10 protein-coding genes are annotated in these 16,730 nt (G+C 55.5%); 2 read left to right on the top strand and 8 right to left on the bottom strand.

From position 1 onward, the window contains the following. The first annotated feature begins 146 nt into the window (after positions 1–146). Both G516_RS20725 and G516_RS0102695 read left to right on the top strand, forming a co-directional pair. Positions 147–1,289, top strand: coding sequence for a capsular polysaccharide export protein, LipB/KpsS family (locus G516_RS20725; protein ID WP_051218851.1), 1,143 nt, complete (start codon positions 147–149; stop codon positions 1,287–1,289). Then, complete coding sequence (locus tag G516_RS0102695) at positions 1,286–2,383, top strand: polysialyltransferase family glycosyltransferase (protein ID WP_028292361.1); 1,098 nt, start codon at positions 1,286–1,288, stop codon at positions 2,381–2,383. The genes G516_RS20725 and G516_RS0102695 overlap by 4 nt, the downstream gene beginning before the upstream one ends. Before the next feature lie 18 nt (positions 2,384–2,401). Here the strand turns inward: G516_RS0102695 and G516_RS0102690 are convergent, their stop codons facing one another. The 8 genes from G516_RS0102690 to pilG all read right to left on the bottom strand — a co-directional run bounded on the left by G516_RS0102690 (position 2,402) and on the right by pilG (position 16,554). Next, positions 2,402–2,878: a chemotaxis protein CheW gene (locus tag G516_RS0102690; protein WP_028292360.1), complete on the bottom strand. Its 477-nt coding sequence runs from the start codon at positions 2,876–2,878 to the stop codon at positions 2,402–2,404. Beyond that, positions 2,853–3,905 carry a chemotaxis protein CheB gene (locus tag G516_RS20720; RefSeq protein ID WP_036533869.1) on the bottom strand — a complete coding sequence of 351 codons (1,053 nt, stop codon included), beginning with the start codon at positions 3,903–3,905 and terminating at the stop codon, positions 2,853–2,855. The genes G516_RS0102690 and G516_RS20720 overlap by 26 nt, the downstream gene beginning before the upstream one ends. Continuing rightward, positions 3,902–12,214, bottom strand: a complete 8,313-nt coding sequence (locus tag G516_RS25310) for an Hpt domain-containing protein (RefSeq protein WP_028292359.1) — start codon at positions 12,212–12,214, stop codon at positions 3,902–3,904. The genes G516_RS20720 and G516_RS25310 overlap by 4 nt, the downstream gene beginning before the upstream one ends. Further along, on the bottom strand, positions 12,211–13,101 hold the full coding sequence (locus G516_RS0102675; RefSeq protein ID WP_051218850.1) for a CheR family methyltransferase: 891 nt from the start codon (positions 13,099–13,101) through the stop codon (positions 12,211–12,213). The genes G516_RS25310 and G516_RS0102675 overlap by 4 nt, the downstream gene beginning before the upstream one ends. A 19-nt stretch (positions 13,102–13,120) precedes the next feature. Beyond that, entirely contained in the window at positions 13,121–15,178 is a 2,058-nt protein-coding gene (locus G516_RS0102670) for a methyl-accepting chemotaxis protein (RefSeq protein WP_028292357.1), read from the bottom strand. A 63-nt stretch (positions 15,179–15,241) separates the two neighbouring features. Then, positions 15,242–15,766 (bottom strand): chemotaxis protein CheW, encoded by a 525-nt coding sequence (locus G516_RS0102665; protein WP_036533865.1) that lies wholly within the window; start codon positions 15,764–15,766, stop codon positions 15,242–15,244. A gap of 5 nt (positions 15,767–15,771) precedes the next feature. Continuing rightward, positions 15,772–16,137, bottom strand: a complete 366-nt coding sequence (gene pilH, locus G516_RS0102660; RefSeq protein ID WP_028292355.1) for a twitching motility response regulator PilH — start codon at positions 16,135–16,137, stop codon at positions 15,772–15,774. A 33-nt stretch (positions 16,138–16,170) separates the two neighbouring features. After that, positions 16,171–16,554 carry a twitching motility response regulator PilG gene (pilG, locus tag G516_RS0102655; RefSeq protein ID WP_028292354.1) on the bottom strand — a complete coding sequence of 128 codons (384 nt, stop codon included), beginning with the start codon at positions 16,552–16,554 and terminating at the stop codon, positions 16,171–16,173. Positions 16,555–16,730: the final 176 nt, after the last annotated feature.

The following is a 16,730-nucleotide window of genomic DNA, read 5'->3' as shown; positions in this document are numbered from 1 at the left end:
CGCACAGCTGACATCCCACCCGGTGCCTGCAAGGAACCCGCAGCATCAACAGATTGTCACTGAAGTAGTTTATCAATGCACACCAGCATGCTGCTGTCGTCGAGCCCAGCCTCGAGGCTTATTGTGTTTATTTCCCAGGACTTTTAATGAACGTTCTGTTTTTTGCTGTTCGCAATCATCACAAACAGTATTTCAGTCAACTTGGCAAAACTGCCGACTACCAGACCACTCAGGTTCGCCATCGCCAATGGTGGCTGAAGCGTTTGTGGCCGCCGTTCAAATCCCATCCTGGGCTGGATGACGCCGTGGCGGTTGAATTGCGCCAGTATCAACAGGCCAGCCCGAACGGCCAGCGTTCATTACCAGCGCTGTGGATTAGAAAGCTCTGGCTCGCGCTCAGCGGACGCTTTCTGTATCGGGCCTACTACGCCGGATTAAAACACACCGCACCGGACGCCATGGTGTGCTGGAATGGCATTGTCTGGCATCAACGGCTGTGCGCGCTGGCCGCTGATCAGCTCGGGATCAAGACCCTCTACATGGAAAATGGCTGCCTGCCAGCAACTACCACGGTGGATGCCCGAGGCATCAATTATGAAAACAGCACACTGCGTACACTCGAGCAGCTGCCACATGGCGATCAAGGGGCAGACACGCTGCGTCAGCGCTTGCCAACCCAGCTGAGCCAACGTCAGGCACACAAAAGCAAACAGGGTCTGCAACAAAGCAACCAGCAGCCTTTACCTGACCACTATATTTTCGTGCCATTCCAGGTAGATACCGATAGTCAGATCATTTGCTTTTCGCCCTGGATTCGCGATATGCGAGCGCTGTACCAGGTTCTGGTCGACAACATTGATGCCTTGCCGGAACCTTATGTCATCCTGTTGAAAGAACACCCATCTTGCCCCAAACAGTACGATGACCTGCATGCAAAGCACCCCCGACTGCAATTCGCCAACGACCACAATACCCAGCAGCTGATTGAAAATGCGGCGCTGGTTATGACCATCAACAGCAGTGTTGGCCTAGAAGCCATGCTGCTGGAGAGGCCGGTGGCGGTGCTTGGGCAAGCATTTTACAGTCTGCCGGAACTGTGTTTGTCGGCACAAAACCCACACGATCTTTGCGGCATAATGGCGGCCCCATCGCAATGGCAATGCTCGGATGCAACGCCACGCTACCTGAACTACCTGTACAACGATTATCTGGTTCAGGGCAGCTGGAAAGAGGCCTCTCCAGACCATCTTCAGGCGATGAATCTACGAGTTAAGGAACTGACACAATGACCATCTCCGCCTACCTTGCATCGACTCCATTGCACATATTGAACAGCATTGCACTGGCGTCAAAACAGCCCGGAGAGCATCACCTGCTGATACTGGATCAGGCCAATGTCGACGACAATCTGTACTTCAAGTCGCTGATGGACTGGCCAGGATCGCCCTTTCGCAGTATCGATATTTATCCGGGCAGAATCCGCAAGGCCCGCGCTCGACTGAAGCAGCGCAAACAGATCTTCCAGCGTATTGATGCCTTTGTTGAGCACCACCAGCCCCGTCATATCTACACCGGCAATGACCGTCGCATCGAGTTCCAGTATCTGATGCACCAATGCGAGCGCTCAGGCTGGCAGCCCCATGGCTGTTATATGGATGAAGGCACCTTCACCTACGTTGGCCGCAAGGCATCCTCCGGTTTTGGCGACAAGTACGTCGACAATTTACTGAAAAAGCTGGCCTACGGATTCTGGTGGCGTAATCCACCAACGGTAGGGGGGTCCGGTTGGATTCAGACCGTCTACGCGGCCTATCCGGAATTGGTGGTGCCTGAGCTGAAGCGTAAGGAACGCATCAGTTTGCCGGCCTACTACCGCAACAACGAGGTCATTGCTGACTTTTCGCGCCACTTTCTGAAGCCGTTCAACGTCAACGTCGAGCAACTGGCAACGACGGATTTACTGATCACAACGCCGCATGAATCGCTGATTGCCAAACTTCCGGGTTATGTCGAGATGATTCATGGCTGTATCGAGCAGGCACTCGAACAAGGTAAGTCGGTGGCGGTCAAATACCACCCGAGGGATGCAAGCCCGGATGCCCTTGGCATTGCCGCTTTCCCGCAAGTCGAGGTTCTTCCGGCCGCCATTCCATTTGAGCTGCTGTGCCCGATGATGCACAACGTTGTACTGGTTGGCGATGTATCCTCAACACTGATCAACGCCTCCTGGCTGACGCCGGACATCACCAGCTACGCGCTGGAAGTGAATAGCGGCAACCAGCGCTTCGATCAGTTGTTTTCAAATCTGGGAATCAAGGTGATCCCACACAACACTCTGGGCCAGTACATCGGCACTGCCAGCTGGCAGGCAACACAGGCCTGACTGAACCAGGGCTGACGGCTAGCGTGCCGTCAGCATTTGGGCTTCCAGCGCATCCAGATCCGGAATAAACGCTGCTTCACCTTCTACCGATACCGACATGCGGTCCATGTTGCCTTTTGGCAGCATGGAGTCGACTTCCTGAATGTTCTTCTCATCGACTTTCTTCAGCTTCGGAATGCCCTGCACCAGCATGGCGTAAAACGGCATGTCAGCGTGATTACCAACGCCATTGATCACCGCAAAGCGGGCGTTGGGGCTTGGTCGAGGTGCCGTCAGACCATTGAGCATTTCATAGCAAACAACCGGAATCTGAACCCCACGCCATTGCAGGCTACCCAAAATCCAGTCAACGCTGGAGTTGGTTGTCATCAACTGCGAGAACGGGATGATTTCTGCCACGGTAACGTTCGGCAGCAGCAGTTGGCGGTCGTTCAATGGCACCATCAGGCAATCAACCTGACCGGCGTGTTCAATCTTGGCTGGTGTCTGACTCATGCACTCTGACCCGTTGGTTCTTCAATCGATTAACCAGCTGGTTGGCCAGCTGGAAAGGGGTTCCGTGGAAGGATACCTGGCCGGTATCCAGTGCGCTTTGCGGCATCGAATCACTGGCGCAGCAACCGGGGGTCTGAACCCAGACCGGTACCTCAGAGGCTGCGATGGTACTGATGGCATCGGAGCCATCGTTACCCATGCCGCTGAACAGCATCACGCCCATCCGATGCGGGAAGCGTTGATGTACGTTCAGAATCACCTGATCAATCGAAGGGCCATAGGGACCCGGCCATGGCTGGCCCTTGTCGATCATTTCAAAGGTGGGCGCAAATTCAAATTCGTTGGTGATCGGGGCGACCAGCACGTCGCCATTATGCAGTTTGCCGCCGGCTTCAAAACCTGCGAAACGCAGCGCCGAATGACGCCCAACCGTGTTGGCCAGCGTCCCTTCAAAGCGGGCATCGATGTGCTGGGCGTAGACAAAGCCAACGGGTAAACCGGCAGGCAAGGCATCCAGAAACGCTTTCACCGCCCCCGGGCCACCCAGGGATGCTCCCAGGACCCAAACCTCTGTGGCAAGCCCCGCAGAGCTGTCCTGCAAGCAGTGTGGCAGTGGAATCTTGCCCTGCGCGACCGATATCGATTCAACCGCGCTCAGCTGGCGCAAGTTGTCAGCGGTCTCCGATACCCGAACCGGTGTACGCACCAGCTCATGCAGTTTTTGGTAGAGGCGTTTTTGCCAGCGGGGGAAGGTCGCTGATTCCCGCGCGGGCGCTTTTTCCAGCCCCACCAGAACCGGCACATCGCCACCCAGCAAGTCGTCCCACCAGGCCGGACATTCCTCATCCGACTCCTGTTTGACGTCGACCAGCCAGGCATCAAGGTTAACCGCAGACTCCCGGATCAGCTCGAAGCGATCCGGGCTGGTTGCCAGCGCCACCTCGTAACCGAGGTGGCTGATGGTCAGTTTCAGCAGGTGTTGTTGCAGCGAGTCATCGGCAAGAATGCCGACCCTGGGTGTGCTCACTGAGCGTCCCCGTCCAACAGCCCTTGCATGGTGCCCAGCAGGCCTTCTTCCTGGAACGGTTTACCCATGTACTCGTTCACCCCAATCGACAGCGCCCGTTCACGGTGTTTATCACCGGTACGCGAGGTAATCATGATGATTGGAATGTGCTTCAGGCGCGAGTCATGGCGAATGATCGACGCCAACTCGAAGCCGTCCATGCGTGGCATTTCGATATCCAGCAGCATCAGGTCCGGCATGTGGTCCTGTAGCATCGCCATGGCGTCCACACCATCCTGGGCGGTAAGCACTTCCATGCCATTACGCTCCAGCAAACGAGTGGTTACCTTACGTACCGTCACCGAGTCATCGACCACCAGAATGCGTGGTGGACGCTTTTCCTGCTCGATACGCTGTTCGGCCAACTGGTTGTCCAGCAAGCGAGCTTGCTGATACTCCAGCGATGCCTGGGTACGAATCAGGGCTGGCAAGTCGAGAATGATCACCACGTTACCATCCCCAAGAATGGTACCGCCGGAAACCCCCATGACGGACGCAAACTGTGGTCCAAGGGTTTTTACCACGATCTCACGGGAACCCAACAGGGTGTCCACTTGCAGTGCGTACGGTACCGGACCATTCACCAGCAGAACCGGCAATGGCAGGTTCTGGTTAACCACCTTCGGCTGACTTTCGTTTTCCAGCATCACGCCGAGGTATTCCAGCGCGTACTTTTCACTGCCGTATTCGTAGAAGCGTTCACCGGAAGGCAACTGGTAGTAGCCCTGCAGTTCTTTGGCGGACGCCCGCACGATACCGCGAATGTTGTTCAGTGGTACCGCGAACAGGTCATCGCCAACCCGTACCATCAAGGCACGGTTAACCGATACGGTGAACGGCAGACGCACAACAAACTGGGTGCCCTGACCTTCTTCGGAGTGAATTTCGACCGAACCACCAATCTGTTTGATCTCGGTGCTCACCACGTCCAGACCAACACCACGGCCGGAAATCTGGGTAACGCTCTTGGCGGTGGAGAAACCGGCTTGCAGGATGAACTGCAGCAGGTCGTGATCCGACACCTTGGCATCTGCGGTCATCAGACCACGTTCGATGGCCTTGGCACGCACCGCTTCACGGTTTACGCCCTTACCATCATCGCGCAGGGTCAGTACCACGTCGCCGCCTTCGCGGCTGACGTCCAGTTGCACCTGACCGACGTCCGGCTTGCCAGCCGCACGACGTTCTTCAATGGTTTCAATACCGTGGTCGACGGCGTTACGAACCATGTGCTCCAGCGGCGAGATCATGCGCTCAAGAATGGTACGATCCAATTCACCGTCGGCATTCAGAACGCGGAAATCGACCTGCTTGCCCAGCTCCTGGGATACCTGACGCACGATACGACGCAAACGCGGTACCAGACGCTGGAACTGCACCATCCGAGTCTTCATCAGACCTTCTTGCAGTTCGGTGTTTACCCGGCTCTGTTGCAGCAGCAGGGTTTCAGCGTCACGGGTTTTGTCGGCCAGGGTTTCTTTCAGGTCGAGCAAGTCGGATGCTGATTCAACCAGAGCACGGGACAGCTGCTGAATGGTTGAGTAGCGGTCCATTTCCAGTGGGTCGAAGTCTTCGTAGTCCGGGCCCTGACGTTCCTGACGGAACAGCACCTGGGCTTCGGTTTCCATATCCAGACGACGCAGCTGGTCACGCAAACGATCCAGCGTGTTTTCCATTTCTTCCAGACTGTAGGAGAAGTCGGACACCTGCTGTTCCAGACGGCCACGGCCAATCGAGGTTTCACCAGCCAGGTTTACCAGGTCATCCAGCAGGTCTGCGGATACCTTCACCAACTCCTGCGGCGCACGACGAGCCGCCACTTGCTGTGCGGCAGTGGCCACATCCACCAGTGGAGTACCGGACAGTTTCGGGGTGGTCGTCAGTTGGCTATCGTCGGATGTTTCCGGTTCTTCTGGCTCAACAACCGCAGGCACCGACGGATGCAGCTGCACCACATTGGATGGCTGTTCCGTTTGGGAATCAGCGGATTCGTCCGCATCAACCGGCTCAAAGGCTGCGCTGTCGGTCGCTTCGTCGATGGATTCCACCACAAAGCCGGAATCCGGTTCGATCTCTGATGGCTGCTCTTCGTTAACAAACTCAGCGCCACTTTCGCTTTCGAAAGCGAACTCACCATCGCCATGGGTATCGGCAGGCAGTTCATCGGCGGACAGAACGTCGAGTTCAACGTCATCGTCATCGACATCCGCATCCGCATCCGCATCCGCATCCGTAGCTGTAGCTGTAGCCGTAGCCGTAGTCAGCTCAGCTGACTCATCAGAGGCAACGTCCTCAGAGTCAAAGGCTTCAGTATCTACTGGCTCGACATATTCAGGTTCAGAACCAGCCGCACTCACACCGTCGTCGAGGCTATCCTGATCAGTTTCAGGCGCAGGCATATCCAGCGTTGGCTGCACAAAGTCATCAGACGCCGTTTCAATTCGGTCTTCGCCCAGAATGATCGGCGCACCCGACTCCATCAGTGCCGCAATGTCGTCGATTTTCTGAACCAGCTCATCCTGAGTCAGGTGAGCCTGACGGAAGAAGTCGGCGTCGGCATTCAGGTAGCCCTGCTGCACTCGGACAATCCGGCTTTCAAACTCATGGGCCTGATCACCAATATCCAGCAAGCCTGCCAGACGCGCACCACCCTTCAGGGTATGCAGAACCCGCTGGGCTTCTTCGGCAGCGGCCATATTGGATGGATCTTGCTCCCAGTCGTGAATGGCCTGATCCAGACCTTCATGCAACTCGGAAGACTCATCAATGAAAATCTCGAGAATTTCGCGGTCCGACTCGTCCATCGCCACCGGCGTAATACTGGCCGGGGCGTCAGCCATCAACGGCGGTTCATCGTAGTCCGCAGTTGCAGCAGAGTCGGCCTGATCCAGGCTGGTCTCGCTGGACATCGGTGCCGCATAGTCAGCGATGTCATCGTCCTGATTCGCATCAGGGTCGATCACCACTTCACCTTGCAGGTAACCACGCAGGTCCATCAGCAGGCCAGTGGCCGCTGCCAATGGTATGCCAGCCTTGATGTCGTCCACCTGCGCATGCAGTTTGTCATGGGCTCGCTGCAGCAAGTCGAACATGCCGTCACGGATACCCAAACGACCGTTGTTAACGCGCTCGTAGATGGTTTCCAGCTCGTGGCACACATCGGCCACATCGCCCAGTTCGGCCATGCGGGCACCGCCTTTGACGGTGTGCAGGTCGCGCTGTAAACGCGCAACGCTGACCAAATTGTCCGGGTCAGCACGCCATTCATCCAGCGCTTCGTCGATGGACTCCAGCAGTTCTTCACATTCTTCCAGGAAGATTTCGACCACTTCGTCCTGGCCGTCTTCGGCCAGATCCATCATCGGCGGCGCGGCGTATTCCATTGGCGACAGTGAAGACACCGCCTCATTCGGCGTGTCGTTTTCAGAGCCTTCAGCGGTATGGTCAGAGCCCTCAGCGCCGAAGTCAGAGCCTTCAGCGGTATGGTCAGAGCCTTCAGCGGTAAGGTCAAAGCCCTCAGATTCAAGAACAATCCCGGCGTTGTCTTCCGCATCAAGATCCAGAGACAAATCGGAATCCAGCGGCAAGTCAGATTCCAGAGAAACCTCTTCAGAGAGTTCCTCGGAAGCAAATACATCGCCTTCAAGAACATCAGGCACTGAAATATCGGTTTCCAGCTCAAAGCCGGAATCCAGTTCGGCTGTCAGGGCGTCGGTTGAAGCATCGTCGAGAGCGTCCATGACGGGTTCGACTTGCAACGGATCATCAGTGCCTTCAAGCAAGGACTCAAGCGCATCGTCTGATTCCAGAACCATGTCATCCAGAGCTAGGCCATCCAGACCGCTTTCCGCAGTGTCCGCATCTTCTTCAACGCCAAAGCCATCCAGCGGGCTGTCGACGGAACTGTCCATGGATAAGGTCAACTCGTCGTCAGCATCCAGTACGGCTTCGTCACTGGCCAAAGAGGCTTCGTCACTGGCCAACGCGGCTTCGTCGAGCTCCAGCTCTTCTTCCAGAACCAGCTCTTCGCCCAGCGTCAGGCTGTCATCCAGAACGAGTTCTTCGTCCAGAGTGAGCGATTGCTCCAACACAGGTTCTTCAGTCTCGGAGGCGTCCAGTTCCAACGCACTGTCCAGATCAATGGACATGTCCAGCTCAGGGCCAAAGTCTGCGTCAGTATTGGTCTCAGACAGCTCGAGGTTATCAACGTCATCGACATCCACGTCAATGTCGAGAGTGATTTCCGGCTCAAGTGTTTCGCTCAACTCAAGCCCATCAACCAGTTCAAGCACAGGCTCTGACTCAACAGTATCTGCTGCCTCGACCATATCACCAGACTCAACCGTTTCATCCAGCAGCTCGGCATCAGCGGTCTGCAAGGAATCGGTCAGCGCCTGAATATCGTTTTGAATGGCAGGAGACTGCAACGCCTGGCCGGCGGCCAGACAGTCCATCATGTTCAGCAATTCTTCCTGGCCATCCAGTGCCAGAGTGCTCCAGGCTTTCAGATTCTCTGCACGCTGGGACTCAGGTACCCGGCTGACTTGCTGATAGAAGCTGTGCAGCGTCAGCGCCAGCTCGGTGATGGTGCCCTGATCGGCTTTTTCAGCGCCGTCAGCAACTTCCGACAAATCACTGCACAAGGCATCCAGCACAGACAAATCGCCACTTTGCTGCCATTGCATCAACAGCTGGTCGGCATCCAACAAGGAGTCCATACCACTGGCGAGGAAGCTGGAAATAGCTTGTGGATCAACGGTGCGAGCACCGGTTTCCTGCTCGGCACCCAGGGAAGCCATCAGATCGGTTTCGAACGTTGTCAGGCGGCTCAGGAAGGCGTCGGTTCCTTCAACCGGATCGCTGCCAAGCACGTCGATGCTGTCGAGGCCACTGCGAATCAGTTGGCAACCGCTATCCAGCAAGTCGATCAATTCGGCGCTGTTGCGGAAGCTGTAGGCACGCATTTCCTTCAACAGGCGTTCCATCGGGCCTGCCAAGCCGGCAATGCCTGAAATGCCTGCCATGTGTGCACTGCCCTTCAGGGTATGCAGCGCACGCTGGGCCTGATCCGATACTTCGTTATCGAACAGCTGGTCACGAGACTCGGCAATAAAGCCTTCGACGGTGTCCAGGTGGTTGTTGGCTTCCTGAGTGAAGACTTCCAGCAGAGCGCTGTCGTCGTCATCTTCTTCAAAAGCAGCTTCTTCTTCAGCCTGCGACTCAATCGATGTATTGGTCACATCAAGATCAACGACGTCGAATGCATCGTCTTCGGCCACGGCTGCCGGATCACTTTCCAGCGTCAGGCTATCGCTGCTTTCTTCTTCCAGTTCAACACCGGATTCAAATGAGTCGAGCGTGTCTGTATGTGCGGTTTCTGGATCTGCGGTTTCTGGATCAACCATTTCAGCAGATTCAGGCTCACCAACTTCAGCCTCAGCGACCTCAGTTTCAACAGCCTCAGAATCGACAATCTCGGATTCAAGAACGTCCGTTTCAGGCGTCTCAATTTCAGAGACATCAGATTCAGAAGCCTCAATTTCAACAACTTCGGATTCAGGAACCAAAGACTCTTCGTTGCTGGTATCTGGCTCGGCCAATACCTCGGCCAGTGACGGCAACTCAGTCCCTGCGGCTAGCGCAAAGGCGTAATCCATCAGAGGTTGGGTATCGATGGATGGCTCTTGCTGTTCCCGAAAATCGTTGATCAATGTCGGCAAGCAAGCAATCACATGCTCAACCAACTCGAACAGCTGCGGAGAAGTGTGAACGGTCTTGTCGATGATGCGGTTGAACAGGTTTTCAACCGACCAGGCCAGCTCGCCAATGATCAGCGCCTGAACCATACGGCCACTGCCCTTGAGGGTGTGGAACGCTCGGCGTACCGTGCTGAGCGCTTCAGCATCGGAGGTTTTGTGGCGGTAGATTGGCCACCATTCATCCAGCGTCTGAGTAACTTCGGCCGCTTCTTCCAGGAAGATTTCGATGATGTCGTCGTCGATCAGGTCGTTGTCGACCGCCGCTTTGAGGTCGGCCACGGTTACCGGACCTGCCGGTACCTGCTGACGCGCTGCAGACTGACTGCTTGCGCTCGGCTGTTCTTCTGTGGCGTCTTCTGCGACTGCTTCAGTAACCGCTTCTTCAGTGGCAGTTTCATCCGCAGCAGTTTCTTCTTCCGTAGCAGATTCGTCGGTGACAGCTTCTTCCGTAGCAGCTTCGTCGACAGCAATATCTGCCACTGGGGTTTCGGCAACGTTGTTTGCTTCGCTGACAGGCCCGACGGCTTCTAGCGTCTGCTCTTCGTCAGAAACAGCTTCCGTCTCTTCGGCAGATTGATCGTCAACAACGACGTCCGCAGCAGCCAGACTGTCGACGGTAAAGCTGTCGTCCGTTGCCTGATCGGATTGCTGCTCAGCAACTTGTTCTGCCGGCTGTTCGGAGTCGGCGGTTTCGCTCACGGCGTCAGTTTCAGCTTCGGCTTCAATCTCAACGTCGGACTCGCGCTCAGCCTCTGTTTCAACCGTCTCTGCTTCAACAGTTTCTGCAACTTCAGGAACCACAGTTGCAGGCTCAGCAACAGCGGGGGATTCATCGTCAGCATCGCTGTTTTCTACTGGACGTGTCGCGCCGGTCAGCGCTTGCAGGGATTCCCACACGCGGTCCATGATCTGGTCACCCGGATCGTCCGGGTTACCCGCATAGCGTTCGATAAAGTATTCAACACCGGACAGAACGTCGGCAAAAGCGTCCAGCGTTGCCCAGTCACACCGTTCGCCAGAGTCAATCAGTCCCTCAACGAACGGAGCACCGGCAGTCAACGCTTCTGCCACATCGGCCAGAGGCAACATCCGCAGCGAACCGGCGATGGTGTACAGCAAGCCCGGTACATCGCGCAACTCATCAACGTTCCACTGATTACCAACGTAGGCAATGATGGCGTCCTTGACTTGTTCCAGCACGTTGCGCGCTTCGCGCAGCACGGCTTTCTGGGCGTCGGTCAGGGCACTGGTTTCACCACTGGCTTCCAGATTGCCTTCGCGAATCATGCCGGCCAGCGTGGCTTCAACAAACAGCAAGGCACCGGCAACATCAAACAGACGCGACTGGTCTGCGTGGCCGCTGTCCTGCATCGACTCAATCACGGCCAGCTGTTCCTGTACCGTGCGGCGTGGAGAGCCAAGGCCCAGCATGCCCATGGTATCGGACACCTGCTTCATGGCAGGTGCTACCTGATTGAGGGTGTCGCTGCCGTTGTTGCCATCGCGCATGGCCAGATCGAGCCGATCCTTGATGGTGGCAATTTCTTCTGCCAGCGCACTCAGAACCTGACCGATGGTGTCACGATCCGGGCCCGACAGCGCATCCCGTTCTTTCTGGATTTCGTCATCGGTCGGCAAGGAGTCAGCAAGATGGTAAAGCTTCTGGGCCTGTTTGATGGCCTCGCCTTCAACGGCGGTACGGGCAATGTAGAACAGCAGGTTTTTGACCAGATCGTCAGAGGCCGCGTGGTTAAGAACCCGGGCGCCATCCTGAATCAGTTCTTTCTGCATGGCATCCAGTTCGCGCAGCAACAGCTTGGCGCTGGCCGGTACACTGGCTTGTGCTTGCAACCATTCAGTGAATGCCATGGCAGGCAGCCAGACAACCCCGTTTGGCGTGTGGCCAAGGGCATTGTTCAGACGGCCGAATACCTTCAGCAGGTACTCCATCGCAACATCGGGTTGTTTGTTTTGCAGCAGCTGTGCTGACGCCGCCTGGAACATCTGGCGGACCTTACGAATCCACTGCAGGAAATCCGGCTGGCTGTAGCGTTTCAGCTGGGCAGGTGTCAGTACCGCACGGCGAACCATGCGAGGGCTGAACAGGGCAGTTTCGGATAGCAGGTTTTCACCGCGGGCCGAACGCAGCTCGTTCAGGATAGGCAGCAACACCACGGGCAAATCGCGGTTACCGACCTTGATGTGATCAAGATAGTGAGGCAGCTGGATAATGGCTTGCATCAGTACCGACAGACCATCGCGTTCGTTGGTCAGGGTACCGTCGGCCAATGCCGATGCCACTGCTTCCATTTCTTCAGCCAGCAAGGCAGCGCCATAGAACTCAACCATCTGGAGGGTGCCATGAACCTGGTGCAGGTAGCTGAAGCAGAATTTCAGTCTGCTCTTGTCCTGAGGATTTTCCCCGTAAGCCTCCAGAGATTGCTGGGCTTGCTGGAGTGTATCCTGAATCTCGCCTTTCACCCATTCCAGGGCGATGTAGTCCTGACTCATCGCCGTTCGGTCTCCATATTTGTATCGTTATGCTTACGGATAAAAGCCGTCAGCTTTCCACCGCGAATCGGTTCCAGCAGCGGGTTGTGCCAATCCACAATTTCTCCCAAACCAATCACCAGAATGCCTCCCGGGACCAGTCGTGCTGCCAATTCGTTGAGAATTTCCTTACGACGCCAGCGACGGAAGTAAATCAACACGTTCTGGCAATAAATGATGTGCTGCGATTGCAACGGAAAAGCAGACAGGTTCAGCATGTTCACCTGGGTAAAACAGCTACGCTGACGAATGGCATCGGACAAACGGAATTTTCCGTTGTCGGCTTCCACACAGTAACGGCGCTGGTACTCTTCCGGAATCCAGTGTCGTGCGGACGCCGGATAGGTACCGGCACGCGCCTTTTTCAATACGAAGGTCGAGATGTCGGTACCGGTCACGGCGAAGTGACGGCCGTTAGAACCCCATACATCATCGGCTACCATGGACAGGCTATAGGCTTCTTCACCCGAAGAGCAGCCAACACTCCACATTTCCAGGGTTTCATCGTTGGGGAAGCGTTCCAGTGCTTCCTCCATAAACTGCTGAACGCATTCGATGGCATCAGGGTCGCGGAAAAAGCGCGTTTCCTGCACCGTCAAACGGTCAACCAGGGTGTTCCATTCAATGGCACCAGAAGGGCCACTGACCACCTTGCTGTAGTATTCGGAGTAGTCCTTGCAATCAATCTCGCGCATGCGCATGCCAAGACTGGTTTGCAAGAAGGTCCGCCGCTGAACCGGCATACGATTACCGGTTCGCTCTTCCAGCAGGGCCTGCCAGCGTACAAATTGTTCGTCAGACAGCTCGGGAAGCGAGCTGCCTGACGAATGACGGATCTGGTGATTCATGTCTGGAACTCACCGGGTCTTAAAACACCTGCTGAACGTCAACGTCTGCTTCTTCGTTCTCAGGCAGTTTGAAGCCCGCTACCGATTCACGCAGTTTGTTGGCCATTTCAGCGAGGTTACCAATGGACTTCGCTGTTGCAGTGGTACCTGCGGAAGTCTGCGACGTAATCTCCTGAATAACGTTCATCGTGTTGGAGATGTGACCAGCAGAAGAAGCCTGCTGACGTGCCGCGTTGGAAATGTTCTGAATCAGTTCCGCCAGGTTTTTCGATACGTTCTCAATCTCTTCCAGGGCAACACCCGCGTCCTGGGCCAGACGAGCACCACGTACCACCTCGGTGGTGGTCTGTTCCATCGAGATTACCGCCTCGTTGGTATCGTTCTGAATCGTTTTAACCAGGGCTTCAATCTGCTTGGTCGCAGCGGCTGAACGTTCTGCCAGACGCTGTACCTCATCCGCAACTACCGCGAAGCCTCGACCGGCGTCACCGGCCATGGATGCCTGGATCGCCGCGTTAAGGGACAGGATGTTGGTTTGGTCAGCAATGTCGGTAATCAGGGAGATGATGTCACCAATCTCCTGCGAGGATTCACCCAGACGTTTAATACGCTTGGAGGTTTCCTGAATCTGCTCACGGATGTTATCCATGCCGTTAATGGTCGCCTGTACCACTTCCGCGCCTTTGTTGGCGATCGCTACCGATCGCTCCGCAACCGCAGAGGATTCCGAGGCGTTGGCAGATACCTGGTCAATGGACACCGCCATTTCGTTAATCGCCGCAGAAGCACCGGCAATTTCCTGCGCCTGGTGTTCGGATGCCTCGGCCAGGTGCATTGCCGTGGCCTGGGTTTCCTGGGCCGCCGACGATACCTGTACCGCCGTTTCGTTAATCGCCGATACCAACGAGCGCATCTGGTCGATCGCGTAGTTGATGGAGTCAGCAATCGCACCCGTAAAGTCTTCGGTTACCGTTGCGGAGGCTGTCAGGTCACCGTCTGCAAGGTCAGCAATTTCGTCCAGCAGTCGCAGAATCGCCATCTGGTTCTGTTGGTTCTGGCTTTCTGTGTCTTCCAGGTCGCGACGGGTACCCTGGTAAAGGGAAACACCCAGCAGGGCCAGCATCAGTACCGCCAGACCAGCCGCTACGAAGCCGATGGCCTGCATCAGGGAGCGATCTTCCGCCTGTTTCAGAATGGCGTCAGTCAGTTCAGAGGTCTGGGTCAGCAGTACCTGGGAGTTAACAAAGATGGAGTCGGATGCTTCACGCACCTGGAACAGTTCAGGGGAAGTTTCCAGAATTTCATCTACGGAACCGGATACGAAGGCGAACAGTTCAGCAACTTCAGACAGTGCCAGCTCGGCTTCTTCGTCTTCTACCTTGGAGATGTTCATCGCCACGTTGCCCTGCAACATGCCGTTCAATACACGACCAAACAAGGAAGCATCGCGACCGAAGGCGTCCGCCGCCATTACCGCGTCTTCACCACCGGCCAGTACCTTGTTAACGGAACGTACGATACGTTCTGCCAACCAGGACTGACGCTGGGCAACCGCCACCTGGTCAGCCGGGGCATCGTTATCAAGCAGAATTTCTACAATCTCGTCGTATTCCACCTGCAGCTGTGGAATCGTTTCAGACAGGGTCGCGGCTACTTCGTGCAGCGACAGAATGATGTCCTGGGCGCGGGTAATCTGGTCAGCGTTCTGGCTCACGCTGTCCCATACCTGCTGTACGTTGGTCATGGACGCTACTTCCGCAGGCGCCAGACCGTTGGCAGCGTCACCGTTTTTCAGGTAGCCCCAGCGTTGTTCAAAGTTGTTACGGGCGATGCGCAGCTGATCAAAAGCCTCGCTGTTACCCGCCGCCGATTCCACGGCGTTGGTGGCCATCTGCTGGGACAGTACCCGCAGCTCACCCGCGTGTTCAATGTATTGTTCATCTCGCGCCTGATCTTCACTCACCAGGTAGGTGAGGACGATGAACACGCCGAGGAAAATGAACAGAAAAACCGCGAGACCGACGTTCACGCCGTTTTTCAAAAACGTCGAGGCGACGCTACCAGTCTTCGAACTCATGCTTATGTCTCCAAACTCACTGCATGCCAGTTGGGGGCGCCCCTTGAGAAGCCCTTGTCACAGTTACACTGCGATTTGTAAAAACCCGGAAGATTGAACCAGCTCGTCGATTCGGAAGATCGACCAGACTTTTTCGTTCTTTTCAAAGCCGTAATGCACGTATTGCTCGAGGCTCTTTTCCACCTCGGTCACCGTACGCATTGTATCGACAGGAAACTGCTGCATACCCAGAACGGCGTCCACCAACAACCCTGTCAGAAGGTCCCCCTGCTCCACCACCAGAACCCGGCGCGAACGCCAGCTGGCACGAGAGGACAAACCCAGCATACCTGCCAGATCCATCACCGGAACGAGTCGACCACGAACGTTGGCCACACCCAGCACCCAGCTCTTCACGCCAGGCACCTTGGTCATACGGGGCGGTTGCAGAATTTCTGAAATCTGCCCCATATCAGCCACAAACTGCTGCCCTGCCAGCATAAAACCGACACCACGCCAGTAACTGACAGCCTCAAGTTGTTGAGGCAGAGCAGATGCGTTGGATTTTCCACGATTTGCGATATCAACCAGCAGGGCAAAAGGCGTCATATTGCTCAGCCAGCCATCACAGAATTGATTTCAGACAACAGGATGTTCTCAGCCACAGGCTTGACCAGATAACCACTGGCACCCTGACGCTTACCCCAAACCCGGTCGGTTTCCTGATCTTTGGTGGTCACAATAACCACTGGAATATGAGCGGTTTCCGCATCCTTGGTCAGCTGACGGGTTGCCTGAAAGCCGTTCAGGCCTGGCATCACGATATCCATCAGAACCACATCTGGCTTTTCCTGCTTGGCCAGTGCCACACCGTCTGCACCATTTTCTGCGGTGAGGACTTCATGACCGTTTTTCTCCAACATGGAACGAAACACCTCGGTTTCTGTCGGAGAATCATCTACTACCAGAATGCGAGCCATGCTTAATACCCCTTAAATGCTGCGCGAACTTGCTTAGGATTTTACGTACTGTCGGATAGAGCCCAACAGCTCATCCTTACTGAATGGTTTGGTGAGATACTCATCCGAACCAACAATGCGACCCTTGGCCTTGTCGAACAAACCGTCCTTACTGGAGAGCATGATGACAGGAGTGGATTTGAACTTGGAATTGTTCTTGATAAGGGCGCAGGTTTGATAGCCGTCGAGACGCGGCATCATGATGTCGACGAAAATGATATTGGGATTGCTGTCCGCAATTTTCGCCAGGGCGTCGAACCCGTCTGTTGCAGTGATGACCTCGCAGCCTACTTTTTTAAGCAGGGTCTCCGCGGTGCGACGAATGGTTTTGCTGTCGTCAATAACCATCACTTTAATGTTTTGAAAGTTGTCGTCCATAGATAGACCTTAACCATCCGATCTCAATTGGTGTTGCCGGCCGCGACCGCAAACAGGGAGTCGTTACGGTGAATGTTTGTATCACACATTAATGTACCAAGCTAGGACGGAACCATGTCAAAACTGTTTCACTGTTCCTGAACTTAAATGCGTTAGAATCCGGCCCTGAATCAATA

This window comes from Oceanobacter kriegii DSM 6294, from assembly GCF_000422845.1.
Lineage (GTDB): Bacteria > Pseudomonadota > Gammaproteobacteria > Pseudomonadales > Oceanobacteraceae > Oceanobacter > Oceanobacter kriegii.
The sequence above is the reverse complement of the archived record's forward strand: the minus strand, read 5'-3'. Positions and strand labels throughout refer to the sequence as shown.